The sequence below is a fragment of the Myroides odoratimimus genome (assembly GCF_001485415.1).
Lineage (GTDB): Bacteria > Bacteroidota > Bacteroidia > Flavobacteriales > Flavobacteriaceae > Flavobacterium > Flavobacterium odoratimimum.
Map to the genome: position 1 here is coordinate 45886 of NZ_BCMQ01000015.1, position 17048 is coordinate 62933.

Genomic DNA, 17048 nt, shown 5'->3' on the forward strand with positions numbered 1-17048 from the left:
TATGAGTACATCATTTAAAAATCGCGTATATGGCGCAGTAGTTATTAAGTCAATTAACTCAAATTACAATGCAGACTTTTCTGGGCAACCACGTAAGCTACCGAATGGAGTAGTATATGCTACAGATAAAGCTTTGAAATACTCTATTCGCAATTATTGGAAGAATGCCTTAGGAGAGAGTGTATTCTATTTTAAATCATTAAATGAAAATCTTGCACCAAGAGATTTAAAAGAGACTTATGAAGTAAAATATAAGGATATAAAAAATGATAAAGTAGATGTATTAGCTAATCTTCTACAAAGTATTGATGTTCGTTTATTTGGAGGAACATTTGCAGTAAAGAGTGTCAATCTTTCTTTACATGGAACTTGTCAGATTACACATGGAGTAAATAAGTTTTCGGAGAATGTAATTTACACAGAACAAATATTATCTCCATTCCGTAATTCAAATAAAGAAGATGCGGATAATAGTACATTAGGATCTCAATCTCGTTTAGAAGAAGGGCATTATGTTCATCATTTCTCTGTTAACCCAAAGAATATAGAAGAGGATGCAGAGAGAGTTAAATCTGCAGGCGTGTTAGTTGAGGATATCGCTAAGTTAAAAGAGGGAATGTGTAAAGGGGCTTCGTATTATGATTCGGCTGCTAAATCTGGTACAGAGAATGAATTATTGTTATGGGTAGAATTGAAAGAAGGATCAAAAGTAGTACTGCCATCATTTGTTAATCTAATTGATATTAATGATAGTAGAGAGATAGATTTACAAAAGGTACAGGCTTTATTAAAAGAAGAACACATTGCTAAAGACGTATTGAAAATAGAATTGTTCTATAATAAGACATTGACTAAAGTTATTAATGAACCTATAGGAGCTACTGTATTAGCTATTTAGTTTAGTTGTCAGAAGTATATTCTGATTTAACTTAAATAAGATTTTATGAAAATAGTATCAATAGATTTATGTTCTGATTTTGGTTTTTTTAGAAAACCAGATACGAACAATACGATAAACCTTTCCTATAATATGATTCACAAACCTGCGGTTTTAGGATTGTTAGGTGCTATTTTGGGATTAGGAGGTTATAAGAAAAAAGATGTTTTACCTGATTACTATTTGAAGTTAAAGGATTTGAAAATAGCAATAGAACCTTTAATGCATGATAAAGGTAATTTTGCTAAAACAGCTATTAAATATACCAATACGGTAGGATATGCAAATAAAGGTAATAATTTTCTAACAGAGGAGTTAACGTTAGTAAAACCTGCTTATAGAATTTACTTATTGTTAGATGAGTCGAATGAATTAGAGAGTAAATTACTGGAGTATTTGAAGAATGCTAATGCTGAGTTTGTCCCTTATTTTGGGAAAAATGAGTTTACAGCCTGGTGGACTAAAGAGAGTTTTAAAGAGTATTCTTTTGAAATACCTATAGAAGATTTAGAACATGAGGTTGCAATTAAGAGCTTGTTCTTAAAATCAATGAATGTAAAGGATAACAAAGAAACGCCTTATCCTGTATTTGGATCTATGGAGATGGTTGAGAATACATTTGTGTATTTTGAGCGATTACCAGATGGTTTTAATGAGGAACTGATGCAGTATAATTTAGAAGACTTTGCTTATACTAATTTTTTGATCAAAAATTCGAAGGTATTAGACAATCTATATTGTCTAAAAGAGTTAGACGCTTATGTACAATTCATATAAAACAATACAGCAAATATTAATGGAAGTACCCTCGTTACGTAGTTATCTGCGTGATGAGGATACTTATTATGCTCATAGAGATAGAAATGGTTTAAAGGCACCAGAGACTCTTGTAGAACATATTGAATTAGTTGAGAAGTACTTTTTACAATTAATACGAGATCATCATTTGGATGAGGTGATAGATACTTTGATCTCAGATTATTTGAAAGTGGTTGGAGTAGATAATAATTCGGTAGGAGAAGAAATCAAGAGGCAATTTGTTTGTGTTATTCGCTTTCATGATCATGGAAAAGTAAACGAAAATTTTCAGGCTGATAGCACTAAAATGAATAATGCAAACTTTTATGGAATGGAGATTAAAGATAGTGTTCTATCTACTACTCATTCATCTTTAGGAGCTTTTATATTCTTAGTAGACCAATTTGAATCAATTCTCAAAATGGTAAAACCAAAAGAGATTTATTGCTTGGTTTTTACAGCTTATGTTTTTTCGTATAGTATTTTCAAACATCATAGTTCAAGTATTAATGATAATGTTGAGGATACTTTAAATATGGATACTTTATTTAATAATGAAAGAGAAAAGGTATTAGAGTTTATGTCAAAATACCTACCGCTTTTTGGTTATAAGATAAGAAAAGAATTAATTGCTTATGTAGGAAATAAGAATTTACTTAGAAATATCTTTAAAGACTTTAATAAGTCAGATGCGATGTATTCCTTGTTGAAACTGAATTTTTCTCTGTTGACAGCATCAGATTATTTGGCTACGAATGAGTATTGTAATTCATACAAAAACGTTCCTGTTAAAAGTATTCTTGATAATGGTGTATTTAGTTTTGACAGAATTAATGAGATTTATCAAAACGTAACAACAAAGGAAAAGCTTGTAAATAATAAAGAAAAGGTGAATTTTAATTCTAAAACATATAGTGATTTAGAAGGTTATATCTTGTCTAATCCTAGAACATTGTCAGGGGATAATCTCAATGTGTTGAGAAAAGAAATGGGTATAGAGGTGATTAACAATATTAGAAAAAATATTGATAAGAATCTATTCTATATAGAAGCTCCGACAGGTGGTGGAAAAACAAACCTATCTGCTTTGGCGGCCATAGAGTTATTAAAAGCACATAAAGGAAAGATAAACAAGGTATTCTACGTATTTCCTTTCACAACCCTAATTACACAGACTAAGGCAAGTCTAAAAGAAACTTTGGGACTTACAGAAGATGAGATAATAGAGTTACATAGTAAGGCCTCATTTACAGAAAAAAGTGAGCATGATGATACGTATGGTAAGGATAAGCTTAATTATATTACCAATCTATTTGTGCATTATCCAATGTGTTTATTATCTCATATCGGTTTCTTTGATATTATTAAATCAAATAGAAAAGAAAATAACTATTTATTTCATCGTTTAGCAAATTCTGTTGTAGTAATAGATGAACTGCAGAGCTATAATCCAAGCCAATGGGATAAAGTTATTTATTTTATTAATCACTTTGCCAAAGCTTTTAATATTAAGTTTATTCTAATGTCAGCAACTTTACCGAAGCTAGATAAGTTAGACTTTTTAAAAGAGAAAGTGAATGACTTTGTTTATTTAGTACCAGATGCAAAAGAAAAGTACTTCAGAAATCCAAACTTTTGTGAGCGAATAGCATTTAATTTCGAATATTTTGAAAAAAGAGTTAGTCTAAGTGAATTAGCAGATAGATTGGTAGAAGAATCAAAACAATATGCTACGTTTGACTATGGTAAAGCTAAACCTAAAGATTCCGTTTATACTATTATTGAGTTTATTTATAAACAGTCTGCAACCGATTTTTACGATTTATTGAAAGAGTGTGATTTTTTTGATGAGGTATTTGTTTTGTCAGGTACAATATTAGAGCACAGAAGGCAATACATCATTAATTTTTTAAAAGATAATGACAATCGACATAAGAAGATTTTATTGATTACTACTCAGGTTGTGGAAGCTGGTGTAGATATTGATATGGACTTAGGATTTAAAGATCGTTCACTAATTGATTCTGACGAACAATTGGCAGGAAGGATTAATAGAAATGTCAATAAAAAGAATTGTAAGTTGTTCTTGTTTGATTACAATAAAGAATCAGCCGTATATGGAAGTGATTTGCGTTATAAATTGACTAAAGAAAAAATAACACCTAAATTATATAAAGAGATATTAGAAAAGAAAGATTTTGATCAACTATATGATTTAGTTATAAATAATCGTAATCAGTGGAGTGCTAAACCAATGGTTGAGAATGTTAAAGATTATATAACTCATTTAAAAGAATTGCGCTTTGAATCTGTGGCAAATGATTTTAAACTTATTGATAGCAATAATATTTCATGTTTTATTCCATTAGAGATACCTATTAATATTGGAGATACTTCATTTTTTACACAAAAGGAATTAGATTTTTTAGTGTTGTATAATATAAAGCCTACAAAAGAAAATAAGATTTGTGGGGTAAAGGTGTTTGACTTATACACTGATATTATCTGCAATAGAGTAGATTTTATATCACAGAAGATTAGAGAGAAACAACTTCAAAGTATTATGTCTAAATATGTGTTTTCTGTTTTTGCAACTAAAAATATTGAAAATCAATTAGCTCATTATAACAATCCTGACAAGTCAAAGTTTGGATATGAGTATATAGAACGTTGGAATGTTTTTTATACAGAAGCAGGTGGAATGGATACCATGAGTTTAAATGGAATAGAAGAATCACAGTTTTTATAAAAGGAGTTTATGTTAATTAATGCGACACATATTAATCTTTATCATGTTTGTAAACGTGAGTTATGGCTACATTATCATGGTATACGTATGGAATATAATTCTGATTTAGTAGCAGAGGGAAAGTTACTTGGTGAATTATCTTATCCTGAACGTTCTGAAAAATATACTGAACTACAATTAGGAAATGTAAAGATTGATTATTACGACGCCCGTAATAAAGTAGTACATGAAGTAAAAAAGTCAGATAAAGTAGAACAGGCTCATAAGGCACAAGTAAAGTATTATCTATATAGATTGTTACAAGCAGGAGTAGAAGGTGCTACTGGTATCATAGAGTATCCTTCGTTGAGACAGAGGGAATATGTGACTTTAGATTTAGGAGATATTGACATAATAAAGAAGTGGGAACAAGAAATACAAGAAATATGTGAAGGTGATAAATGTCCAAAAACGATTCATGCCAAAATTTGTAGATCATGTAGTTATTGTGATTTTTGTTATATAGAGGAAGAGGATTAAAACTTACTAATAATGAAAAAGACTTATTATTTATTCAATCCAGGGCGGTTAAGTCGTAAAGATAATACGCTAAAATTTGTACCTACTGACGCTAATGGTAGTGAAGGTACTCCTAAATATATTCCAATTGAGGGAGTGGCAGATTTATTTTGTTTTGGGAGTTTAGATGCTAATAGTGCTTTATATACTTTTCTTGGCAAGCAAGGTATTGCCGTTCATTTTTTTGATTACTATGAGCATTATTCAGGATCTTTTATGCCAAAAGAATACCTTTTAGCAGGTAAGATGCAAATAGAACAGACTAAGAATTATATAGATAAAAAGAAAAGGTTGGTTTTGGCCAGAAAGTTTGTATCAGGAGCTTCATTTAATATGGTTAAAAATCTTCGTTATTATATTAACAGAGATAGAGACCTGCAAGATATTCAAGATGCAATAGAGAGGTATAGTTCGCTTATAGAAGGTAGTAATGAGGTAGATGAGTTAATGGGAGTAGAGGGGAATATTAGACAAATGTATTATTCTGCTTTTAATGATATTATTACTTCTGATTTTACAATGGATACTCGTAGTAAACGCCCTCCTCAAAATGAGATAAACGCATTGATTTCGTTTGGTAATATGATGTGTTATAGTCTCTGTTTAAGTCAGATTTACCACACACAGCTTAATCCCACAATAAGTTTTCTTCATGAACCAGGTTATAGACGTTATTCTTTAGCATTAGATTTAGCAGAGATATTTAAACCTTTATTAGTAGATCGTTTAATTTTTAGGCTGTTGAATAAGAAAGAGATACAAGCGAATGATTTTGATCATAAATTGAATAGTTGTACCTTAAAAGAATCAGGGCGAAAGATATTTGTAAGAGCTTGGGAAGAAAAAATAAGTGAAACATTTAAACATCCTGTACTTAAGCGAAATGTTAGTTATAAGCATTTAATTAAGTTAGAATGTTATAAACTGAGCAAACACATTTTAGGCATAGAAGAGTATAAACCATTTAAAGCTCGTTGGTAATGTATGTGATTTTAGTATATGATATAGGGGAGAGGAGAGTAGGAAAGATGCTCAAACTATGTAGGCGTTATTTGAATTGGATACAGAACTCTGTCTTTGAAGGAGAGATTAGTGAAGTGAAATTAAAGGCACTATTAGCTGAAGCGAAAGAAATTATGAACAAAGAGGAGGACAGTGTAATTATTTTTAAAAGTAGAGAAGAAAGATGGCTTGAAAAACAAGTAGTAGGTAAAGAGAAGAATGAATTGGATAACTTCTTGTAGTCGTCGATGATTCAGCTCTCTTGAAAATTTGTTCTTTGAAATATCGTAATTAATGATTAGGTGTTGATAATTAGTTATTTATATGTTAGTCGCTCTAAGGGATAAAATCGGTTATTATAGAGCGACTAATTTTTGTGTTTAAAAAAGAAATAAATATATTTGTGAAGCCTTGTAAATAGGCTTTTTTATGTCGTGTATTTCACGGCTTTTAACTGCACCATATAGGTATTGAAATTTAGTAGAAAAATCGTGTATCATATCAGATAATTTTCTTTTAACTGCACCATATAGGTATTGAAATATTGAATACAAACTTAAAAAATACTTTTGTAATAATCCTTTTAACTGCACCATATAGGTATTGAAATTGAAGTAGATCATATCAAAAGACAATTAGAATGGGCTTTTAACTGCACCATATAGGTATTGAAATACGTCTGAACACCTGTATTTGAATCGAAATTAGCAGCTTTTAACTGCACCATATAGGTATTGAAATAGAGAAGTAATCTTCTTAGAATCAAATAAAATTATTCTTTTAACTGCACCATATAGGTATTGAAATTCGTTTTGCTCCTTTACATCGTCAAACCAAAATAGCACTTTTAACTGCACCATATAGGTATTGAAATGAAGAAGTGGGGTTGAAAATTATTGGGAGGTTTTTTCTTTTAACTGCACCATATAGGTATTGAAATGCAGAAACTACAGCCCCTAATGCACTTAAATTTTCTCTTTTAACTGCACCATATAGGTATTGAAATAACTTCACTGCCTCGTTAAATGCAAAACCTAATCCACTTTTAACTGCACCATATAGGTATTGAAATATAAACCCTCCTTTTACAAGCTCACTAGCAGGAGACTTTTAACTGCACCATATAGGTATTGAAATTTCCAGAATAATCACAGTTTTTTAACCCTGTAAATCTTTTAACTGCACCATATAGGTATTGAAATATACTCTTACTAGTTCTATCTATCTTAACTATTCCATCTTTTAACTGCACCATATAGGTATTGAAATATGTTATTATTTTCTTTCTTTACTTCTTTAGCACAACTTTTAACTGCACCATATAGGTATTGAAATTTAGATAGAATACAGTTAAAAAGAACAGGTAATGTTACTTTTAACTGCACCATATAGGTATTGAAATAGAAAGAGGTGCGGAGGTTATTACAGATAAACAACTTTTAACTGCACCATATAGGTATTGAAATATATCTGTGTTTAGGTTATTTTTTAGACTTACATTTCTTTTAACTGCACCATATAGGTATTGAAATATAATTACATCTCCTTCATCTGTGAATATTTCTATTACTTTTAACTGCACCATATAGGTATTGAAATACATTTAATACTATGTCATTATCCTTAATGTACTCTTCTTTTAACTGCACCATATAGGTATTGAAATGCTAGTATAGCAGAAGACCCGACACCAGTTTCAATAACTTTTAACTGCACCATATAGGTATTGAAATTTGATCACAACCCTGATAATGGCGAGATTATTATTCTTTTAACTGCACCATATAGGTATTGAAATATTTTAATTTCACTCGCCTTAAAGCGACTATTCTTACTTTTAACTGCACCATATAGGTATTGAAATGTATAGGTTCCTATATGTGTTTTACCCGCACTAACTCTTTTAACTGCACCATATAGGTATTGAAATACATAAAACACATCAACAGGTTCTTCTTTAGGAATGACTTTTAACTGCACCATATAGGTATTGAAATTAATGTGTCCCTTTTTTAGATAGAAAGGGGAACTATCTTTTAACTGCACCATATAGGTATTGAAATCTGTTAGTCGGCTTCTCTATCCACAGTGGCTTCTTTCTTTTAACTGCACCATATAGGTATTGAAATATGAGCATGAAAGCTTGTGTTTCATCGAGTTTAGCTTCTTTTAACTGCACCATATAGGTATTGAAATTCCACTTTAAGGATTTGTTTTTTGATAACTTCTTTTCCTTTTAACTGCACCATATAGGTATTGAAATATAGATATCAAAACAGATAAAAAAGACCCGTTAAACTTTTAACTGCACCATATAGGTATTGAAATCTGGATGACCTTGCTCATCCAGTTCCTCCAGTATAACTTTTAACTGCACCATATAGGTATTGAAATGTTAGACTCGGTGTTTGATTAGTTTTTAATGTTCCACTTTTAACTGCACCATATAGGTATTGAAATCTAAATAGCGCGTATGGAGTTGTAGCCGGAGCAACACTTTTAACTGCACCATATAGGTATTGAAATGTTAGACTCGGTGTTTGATTAGTTTTTAATGTTCCACTTTTAACTGCACCATATAGGTATTGAAATCTAAATAGCGCGTATGGAGTTGTAGCCGGAGCAACACTTTTAACTGCACCATATAGGTATTGAAATGTTAGACTCGGTGTTTGATTAGTTTTTAATGTTCCACTTTTAACTGCACCATATAGGTATTGAAATCTAAATAGCGCGTATGGAGTTGTAGCCGGAGCAACACTTTTAACTGCACCATATAGGTATTGAAATGTTAGACTCGGTGTTTGATTAGTTTTTAATGTTCCACTTTTAACTGCACCATATAGGTATTGAAATCTAAATAGCGCGTATGGAGTTGTAGCCGGAGCAACACTTTTAACTGCACCATATAGGTATTGAAATAGAAAAGCAAAAAGAGCAAAACAGACAGTTAGAGAACTTTTAACTGCACCATATAGGTATTGAAATAAGGCTGTTTGTTTTTTAGTCTGGAGGAAATTCACTTTTAACTGCACCATATAGGTATTGAAATAATGATGGTAACTCATTTTTTTGCACCAGATCCACTTTTAACTGCACCATATAGGTATTGAAATAGCGAAGTAATAACAACCTTGCAAATCTTCTCTGTTCTTTTAACTGCACCATATAGGTATTGAAATATAAAAAGTTTGATGCAGTTATACAGTTGCACAATGGCTTTTAACTGCACCATATAGGTATTGAAATTTGTAAAGTGCGTTACTGCTTTATTTCTGTAACGCTTTTAACTGCACCATATAGGTATTGAAATATGTTAATCATTGCAGAATCATTCATATTGATCCCACTTTTAACTGCACCATATAGGTATTGAAATACGGCTGGATGGAATGGAGATGACTCGGAATTTTCCTTTTAACTGCACCATATAGGTATTGAAATCTGGATGCTCTTGCTCATCCAGTTCCTCCAGTATAACTTTTAACTGCACCATATAGGTATTGAAATTATATATTTCTGCAAGCATTGAAGTTTGTGTATAATCTTTTAACTGCACCATATAGGTATTGAAATTTACTTTTCAGATCGTAGATATTAATAAAACTAAGTCTTTTAACTGCACCATATAGGTATTGAAATAAGATTATTTTCACTTCGAGTTTAACTACTCTGATCTTTTAACTGCACCATATAGGTATTGAAATTCAATTCCTTTTCGCATTCTTCAGTATCGTCAAAACCTTTTAACTGCACCATATAGGTATTGAAATTAGCTTAATAATCGTTTAGATTATACTTTAATCCGACTTTTAACTGCACCATATAGGTATTGAAATAGTAATTCAATTTCGGTGTATTTACGAGTCGCAAATCTTTTAACTGCACCATATAGGTATTGAAATAGAGGTAACTATTGTTATGCGTAATAGTCAAGGCCTCTTTTAACTGCACCATATAGGTATTGAAATGCAGTTATAAGAACAGGTTTCTCGAAGAGAGATTTTACTTTTAACTGCACCATATAGGTATTGAAATATACTCCCCCATTGTCCACCTGTAACCTCTGTAATTTCTTTTAACTGCACCATATAGGTATTGAAATCTAATAATTCAGATCCGTTTTTAAAAGAAGCTCTTCTTTTAACTGCACCATATAGGTATTGAAATTTAAAATTCTGTGTCATAAAAGAATCCCCCTAAAAACTTTTAACTGCACCATATAGGTATTGAAATACATTAAGATCCTTCTCTCTTTGTATCTCTATTCGTACTTTTAACTGCACCATATAGGTATTGAAATAAAACAGTTCTTTACAATTTTAATATTGAACCAGAGCCTTTTAACTGCACCATATAGGTATTGAAATATGTCTCTAAATACAGCTTGAGTATTTATAGGGTCTTCTTTTAACTGCACCATATAGGTATTGAAATTCTATTTGAAAGGATGGTTAAAGCATACTAAAAATCTTTTAACTGCACCATATAGGTATTGAAATGTGCTTGACGAATCAACTACTTTGCCTATAAACTCACTTTTAACTGCACCATATAGGTATTGAAATCAGATGAAGGATTAGTAAGTACAGTTGTTACTTTAACTTTTAACTGCACCATATAGGTATTGAAATATATGAAGAAAATAAAAGAGTACTTCAGTTCTATGCCCCTTTTAACTGCACCATATAGGTATTGAAATGCAAACATGATTGCGAAATTTCAGCAGTAAATAATACTTTTAACTGCACCATATAGGTATTGAAATCTGGATAAAGGGTTGTTAATAATTGGAAGCACTGGACTTTTAACTGCACCATATAGGTATTGAAATATTGATTGTTCAAATAGGGGGTATTAATAATAGTGTCTTTTAACTGCACCATATAGGTATTGAAATAAGTTTACTTTAATTATATTATTGTAAGCATTACCCTTTTAACTGCACCATATAGGTATTGAAATATATTATCAGTAGTTACTAAACCACCTTCTTCATCTTTTAACTGCACCATATAGGTATTGAAATATATATATACCATTATGCGCTGGTAAATCTTTTTCCTTTTAACTGCACCATATAGGTATTGAAATATGGGTGGGATGACAGGCACAGTTGTAGATATAAGCTTTTAACTGCACCATATAGGTATTGAAATTTCCTTGCCAGTTCTCTATTAAATTGGCTTGTTCTCTTTTAACTGCACCATATAGGTATTGAAATTCATTTCCCAGAGTGCTAAACTCAATTGCAACATCTCCTTTTAACTGCACCATATAGGTATTGAAATTTGTAAACTAACACTCCAGATCCAAAGAAAGTAAACTTTTAACTGCACCATATAGGTATTGAAATGTGATAATAACGCCTGAATGTGTTATATTTTCTGCTCCTTTTAACTGCACCATATAGGTATTGAAATATAACATAGCTTGTTGCTGTCTTGTTTATTCTATCGACTTTTAACTGCACCATATAGGTATTGAAATGCTATCCTTACTTTGTCTATATATATATCTGTCCACTTTTAACTGCACCATATAGGTATTGAAATCTATAATCTACTTTAAGTTTTATAGTTCTTCCTGATCTTTTAACTGCACCATATAGGTATTGAAATTGGGGTAAGATTGATTTTGTTATTGGTAAAGAAATACTTTTAACTGCACCATATAGGTATTGAAATGAACTTAATGAGGAGTTTAAAAACAGTGCTGGATCACTTTTAACTGCACCATATAGGTATTGAAATTTTGATTTGCTTCGTATACTAATTTACTACCTACGTCTTTTAACTGCACCATATAGGTATTGAAATACATACTTTCCATAATGCTCCATTAATATCTCAATCCTTTTAATCGCACCATATAGGAATTGAAAGACATTATAAGGAAGTTTAAACTTCCCTGCTGGAGAACTTCTAATCACACCATATAGGAATTGAAAGAGTATAACTACTTCAGTATTATCAAGCTTAACATTACTTCTAATCACACCATATAGGAATTGAAAAGAGTATAACTACTTCAGTATTATCAAGCTTAACATTACTTCTAATCGCACCATATAGGAAACAAAAAACACCAACAAAAAAAACGCACTATATAAGTGCGTTTTTCGTTAGTAAAAGGGTAATAATTGAAGAGAAAAAATATCTATTTAGCAAACTTCTTACTTGCAGCTACACAAAGAATCACTCCGAAAGTGACGTATAGCATCGTAGGGCTTACTTTTTCGTTTAATACTGTTGCCGCTAATATCATCCCTAATAGCGGTTGTAATAATTGGATTTGACCTACTGTTGCGATTCCTCCTTGTGCTAATCCTTTATACCAAAAGATGTACGCTAAAAACATACTCACAACAGAAATATAGAATAGTCCAAACCAAGATTCACCACTTACTAGAACTAAGTCTGTAGGTACCGTATAAATCATAATCGGCACTGTAAGAGGTAGTGAGATAATACACGCCCAAGAGATCACTTGATATCCTCCTAGTGTTTTAGATAGTTTAGCACCTTCTGCGTAGCTCTGACCACATAAGATGATCGCTAAGATCATTAGGATATCCCCGATAGGGTTAGAACTTACTCCCTGTGAGAACGCAAATCCAATTACTAAGGCACTCCCTATTAGAGAGAATAACCAGAAGATAGGTTTGGGCTTCTCTTTACCAATGAATACAGCGAATATAGCTGTAGACAGGGGTAACATTCCCATAAATACCAATGAATGTGCTGAGGTGATGTACTCTAATGCCATCGCTGTCAATAGAGGGAAACCAATAACTCCTCCAATGGCAACTTTAATTAGTGGCCACATCTGTTCTTTGGTAGGGCGTTTTTCGCGAAGAGCTATTACGCAAGCTAGCGCTAATAAAGCTGCGATAACTGCTCTTGCTGCAGTGGCAAAGATAGGGTCTAGGTCTTTAACCGCCATCTTAGTAGCAGGCATTGAACCTGCGAATAGAAGTACTCCAATAAATCCATTTAACCATCCGTTAGATGATTTTGTTGTTGCATTTAAAATGCCTGATTGTTCCATTATTCTGTTTTATTTGGAACAAAATTACCTCTATGTATAAGATTCACACAGTATCAGTTTTGTATATTTGCATGGGCACAGTTAGTAGATGAATATGAGCAAAACCTTTTTGTATAGTGAGATTGCAGAGAATATAGCTTCTCAGATTAGAAGTGGAAATATTAGAGAAGGAGAGAAGTTACCTTCCTTGCGCGGGTTATGCGCAGAATATGAGATTAGTATGAATACAGCAAGACGTGTTTTCTTAGAGTTAGAATCCCTGTCTTTGATTTATTCGAAACCTCAGAGTGGTTATTTTGTGAGTAAATTAAGTTATAAGAACTTGCCTCTTCCTGAGGAGAGTAATCCCATTTTATTAGCTAATCACTGTGAACCTAATGATATTCTTCAAAAAGTATATGCAAATATAGGAAGAGAAGACCTCTTATTACTATCTTATACCGTGGCGTATGGAGATATGTTGCCTATTGCTAAATTAAAGAAAGAAATAGTACAAGCCACGAGAGATTTGCCTACTGGTGGGGTACAATACGAACGATTAGAAGGCAACGCCAATCTGAGGAGAATGATTGCTTTGCGATCTTCAGGTTGGGGAGCTAATCTTCAGGAGGAAGACTTGATCACCACAAATGGAGGGATGAATGCAGTAGCTCTTTGTCTAACAGCATTGAGTAAACCTGGAGATACTGTTGCGATAGAGAGTCCTTGTTATCCTGGTATTCTACAATTAGCTCTAGGGTTGGGGCTAAAGGTGTTTGAATTACCGACTAATCCTAATACAGGGATAAAAGTAGAAGCGCTAAGAGAGGTGGTCTCAGAAATAGATATTTGTATTTTAATCTCAAACTACAATACTCCTGTAGGGAGCTGTATGCCTGATGAGAACAAGAAAGAGGTGGTAGAGCTATTGGCACAGCACGATATTCCTTTGATAGAAGATGATGTCTATGGTGATCTATGTTTTGAAGGTCATCGACCTACTTGCTGTAAGACATTTGACAAGACAGGCAATGTGCTTTGGTGTAGTTCTATCTCTAAAACACTTGCACCCGGGTTTAGAGTAGGATGGGTAGCACCTGGCAAGTATAAAGATAAAGTGCAAAATATCAAACTGATACAGTCTATCTCTTCCTCTTCCTTAGAACAAGAGGCTGTAGCTAATTTCTTAAGGTCAGGGAAATACGATAAACACTTGCGAAAACTAAGAAGAAAACTATATCAGAATTATCAGAACTATGCTAGAGTTATTCAGCAGAGTTTTCCTAAGAATATTAAGATTAGCCAACCACAGGGAGGGTTGTCTTTGTGGATAGAGTTTAGTGAAGAGATTGATACTATAGAGTTGTATGACTTAGCGATGAAGAAAGGAATAAGTATAGCTCCTGGACGGATGTTCACTTTGCAAAATCAGTATAACAACTCCATGCGATTGTGCTTTGGCTTGCCTTGGGATGTACAATTAGAGGGCAAGATTAAACAGATAGGTTTATTAGCTAGACAATTGCAAAACTTAAAGACTGTTAATACAGAATAGGAATAGCTGAAAGAAAAGGGGGAGTTGTAAATACACGTTGAAATAAAAGAGAAAAAAGTAATTTGAAAAACTTATCTATCAAGAAAAAAAATTACATTTGACTTGACTAAACCAACTATTATTTATGATTCCACTACACGATTTAATGCTGTTTGCGATAGCGGCAGTAGTCTTGGCTATTACTCCTGGGCCAAATATGTTATACCTTATTACGAGAACATTATCACAAGGCAAAAGAGCGGGGTTTATCTCTCTAATGGGAGTGATCTGCGGTTTTCTGTTTCATATTATATTAGTGTCTTTTGGATTGACGGCTATATTATTTACCATACCTTATGCCTATGCTATACTGAAGTGGACAGGTGCGCTGTACTTAGTGTTTTTGGCGTTTCAAGCGTTAAAACCTAATGCAAAGAATATATTTGATGTAGAACAAAGCGTTAAAGTAGATTCTCCGAGTAAATTGTTCTCAATAGGTTTTTTAACGAATGTATTGAATCCTAAGGTAGCGGTATTTTATCTTTCTTTGTTTCCCCAGTTTATTAAGCCAGCTTATGGATCTGTATTGGTACAGAGTTTAACACTAGGAACTACTCAACTACTCGTTAGCTTTATCAATAACTTCTTAATCGTTTTATTTGCTGCTAAGATGGCTTCTTTCTTTCAGAGACAACCTCTATGGGTGAAAGTACAGAAGTGGTTTATGGGGAGCGTATTGTTATTTTTAGCTTTTAAAATGGCTATTTCAAAGGGAAAATAGTGTTTCTGTTTTTAGGATTTAGTACTTTTAGCTCTAAACTAATCTAAAAACTAAAATTATGAGCATCAATAGAACGCGTACTTTCTCTTGGGAAGACCCTAATAAAACTTTAGAAGAGGCAAAGAAGTTAAATGGATATGAATTTCTAATGCAGGTATTAGAAGGGAATTTACCGATGGCTCCTATACAAGAAACAATATCTTCTAGAGTAGTTTCTGTAGAAAAAGGACAGGTCATATTCGAACTAAAAGGAGAAGAGTTCCATTATAACCCAATAGGAAGTGTACATGGAGGTATCATTAGTACGGTATTAGATTCGGCAATAGGATGTTCTTTATTGAGTACCCTAGAGATCGGAGAAAGCTTTACCTCATTAGATTTAAAAGTGAATTTCTTGAGAAGAATAACTGCAGATACTCCTCCTTTAACTACGAAAACGAAGATTATCCATAAGGGGCGTACTACAGCTTACTTAGAATGTGAATTACTAGATGCAGAAGGCAAATTATATGCACATGCTGTGTCCAACTGTATGATCTTTAGATAATATATTAGTCCACTAAATAAGTGGGCTTTTTTTGTGCTAATATTTCGCAGTGTAAAATCAAGATTAGTTTTGAAAATATAGTTGTTGTTTAATGTAAAGAACCTGTATTGATTATGAAATAAAAGGAGAGGTGATACGTTTTAACCCATATTAGCATTAGCCAAATACTACAAAGCAATTCTACTTCATAGTTCTTTCATTAGCTCTAAAACCATACTATAGTATGCTTTAATCACTAATTCAGACCTATTTTGTATAATTACTTTTCGTTTATATGTCTATTGCATAATCTGGGTTTAAAATAGTAAAATAAGCACAATGAAAAAGAGGTACTTTATTTTAATCATGATAGGTGTTATAATCACCTTTGTAGTAGTCTTCTCAGAAACTATTGTATTAAGATTAGTGGGAATACAAGAGTTAGAAGTATTTTCTCAAAAGGATTATGATGAGTCTTTAATCAGGTTAAAGGAGCAATACCCTGGAGACTCACAGTTTCTCATTAGTACACAAGAACAGTTTATAAGTTATTCCTCTTTCGTAGAAAAAGAAAAACAATATATGCTGACCAAACCTATACAGTTATTGTATTTTAAAGGAGATAGCCTAGTTTCTATACATTCTAGTTGTAATGTTCCTATAAATTATTGGACATGGAAGTTAGATTGGAATATAGGCAATCGATTTGAACAGTTTCCTCCATTATCTAGCACATCTGTATTGGACATTAAATTACAACAAATACAAGAGTTATATGGTTTTAGAATGGAGGGTACGTCTGAGAATACTTTGATTGTTTTTTGGAGCAGAATGATGGAGAAACAAGTATTTGGAGCTTTAGAAACAGTAATTTATAATAAAAGATTATCGAATAACGAGGAGAAGTTAAACACAATCTTTATCAATGTAGATCATGCTTTTTTAGGTAAAATAGTTTTAGATGAGTAATAATCTGACAGAATAAGAAGAAAAAGGACACTTTTACAGGTGTCCTTTTTGCTTTTTCGTGGTATTTATAGGGCTAAAAATAGTATTAATTAAAACTTTTTTGAATTTTTTTTACTAAAAAAAGAGAAGACTTTAATTATTTGATTTTTGAATAAAAAAGAGTCT

11 protein-coding genes and 1 CRISPR repeat array are annotated in these 17048 nt (G+C 32.2%); of the genes, 10 read left to right on the top strand and 1 reads right to left on the bottom strand.

All coding sequences use genetic code 11. The features are described from left to right. Position 1: 1 nt before the first annotated feature. Genes MODO_RS12945 through cas2 form a run of 6 tightly spaced genes read left to right on the top strand, consistent with a single transcriptional unit; the run spans position 2 to position 6286 of the window. Entirely contained in the window at positions 2-898 is an 897-nt protein-coding gene (locus MODO_RS12945; RefSeq protein ID WP_006258368.1) for a type I CRISPR-associated protein Cas7, read from the top strand. A 45-nt stretch (positions 899-943) separates the two neighbouring features. Beyond that, complete coding sequence (cas5b, locus tag MODO_RS12950; RefSeq protein ID WP_006258367.1) at positions 944-1714, top strand: type I-B CRISPR-associated protein Cas5b; 771 nt, start codon at positions 944-946, stop codon at positions 1712-1714. Next, complete coding sequence (locus tag MODO_RS12955) at positions 1698-4484, top strand: CRISPR-associated helicase/endonuclease Cas3 (protein ID WP_006258366.1); 2787 nt, start codon at positions 1698-1700, stop codon at positions 4482-4484. Before cas5b ends, MODO_RS12955 begins: the two co-directional genes overlap by 17 nt. A 9-nt stretch (positions 4485-4493) precedes the next feature. Then, the gene (locus tag MODO_RS12960) at positions 4494-5003 is read left to right on the top strand and encodes a CRISPR-associated protein Cas4 (RefSeq protein WP_006258365.1); all 510 of its coding nucleotides are present in this window, start codon (positions 4494-4496) and stop codon (positions 5001-5003) included. 12 nt (positions 5004-5015) lie between these two features. Beyond that, positions 5016-6023 carry a type I-B CRISPR-associated endonuclease Cas1b gene (gene cas1b, locus MODO_RS12965; RefSeq protein ID WP_006258364.1) on the top strand — a complete coding sequence of 336 codons (1008 nt, stop codon included), beginning with the start codon at positions 5016-5018 and terminating at the stop codon, positions 6021-6023. Next, positions 6023-6286 (top strand): CRISPR-associated endonuclease Cas2, encoded by a 264-nt coding sequence (cas2, locus tag MODO_RS12970; RefSeq protein ID WP_006258363.1) that lies wholly within the window; start codon positions 6023-6025, stop codon positions 6284-6286. Before cas1b ends, cas2 begins: the two co-directional genes overlap by 1 nt. A 205-nt stretch (positions 6287-6491) precedes the next feature. Next, positions 6492-12061: a CRISPR direct-repeat array (repeat unit 30 nt; unit sequence CTTTTAACTGCACCATATAGGTATTGAAAT). A 142-nt stretch (positions 12062-12203) separates the two neighbouring features. Here the strand turns inward: cas2 and MODO_RS12975 are convergent. Then, the gene (locus MODO_RS12975; RefSeq protein WP_006258351.1) at positions 12204-13094 is read right to left on the bottom strand and encodes a DMT family transporter; all 891 of its coding nucleotides are present in this window, start codon (positions 13092-13094) and stop codon (positions 12204-12206) included. An 88-nt stretch (positions 13095-13182) separates the two neighbouring features. Here MODO_RS12975 and MODO_RS12980 point away from each other — a divergent pair, with 88 nt between their 5' ends. From MODO_RS12980 to MODO_RS12995, 4 genes are all read left to right on the top strand, one after another. Next, a complete protein-coding gene (locus MODO_RS12980; protein ID WP_006258350.1) occupies positions 13183-14628 on the top strand; it encodes an aminotransferase-like domain-containing protein in 1446 nt (481 codons plus the stop codon). Between the two features lie 124 nt (positions 14629-14752). Further along, complete coding sequence (locus MODO_RS12985; RefSeq protein WP_006258349.1) at positions 14753-15388, top strand: LysE family translocator; 636 nt, start codon at positions 14753-14755, stop codon at positions 15386-15388. Positions 15389-15446: 58 nt separating this feature from the next. Continuing rightward, entirely contained in the window at positions 15447-15935 is a 489-nt protein-coding gene (locus MODO_RS12990) for a PaaI family thioesterase (protein ID WP_006258348.1), read from the top strand. A 318-nt stretch (positions 15936-16253) separates the two neighbouring features. Beyond that, a complete protein-coding gene (locus tag MODO_RS12995; RefSeq protein WP_006258347.1) occupies positions 16254-16883 on the top strand; it encodes a hypothetical protein in 630 nt (209 codons plus the stop codon). Positions 16884-17048 lie beyond the last annotated feature (165 nt).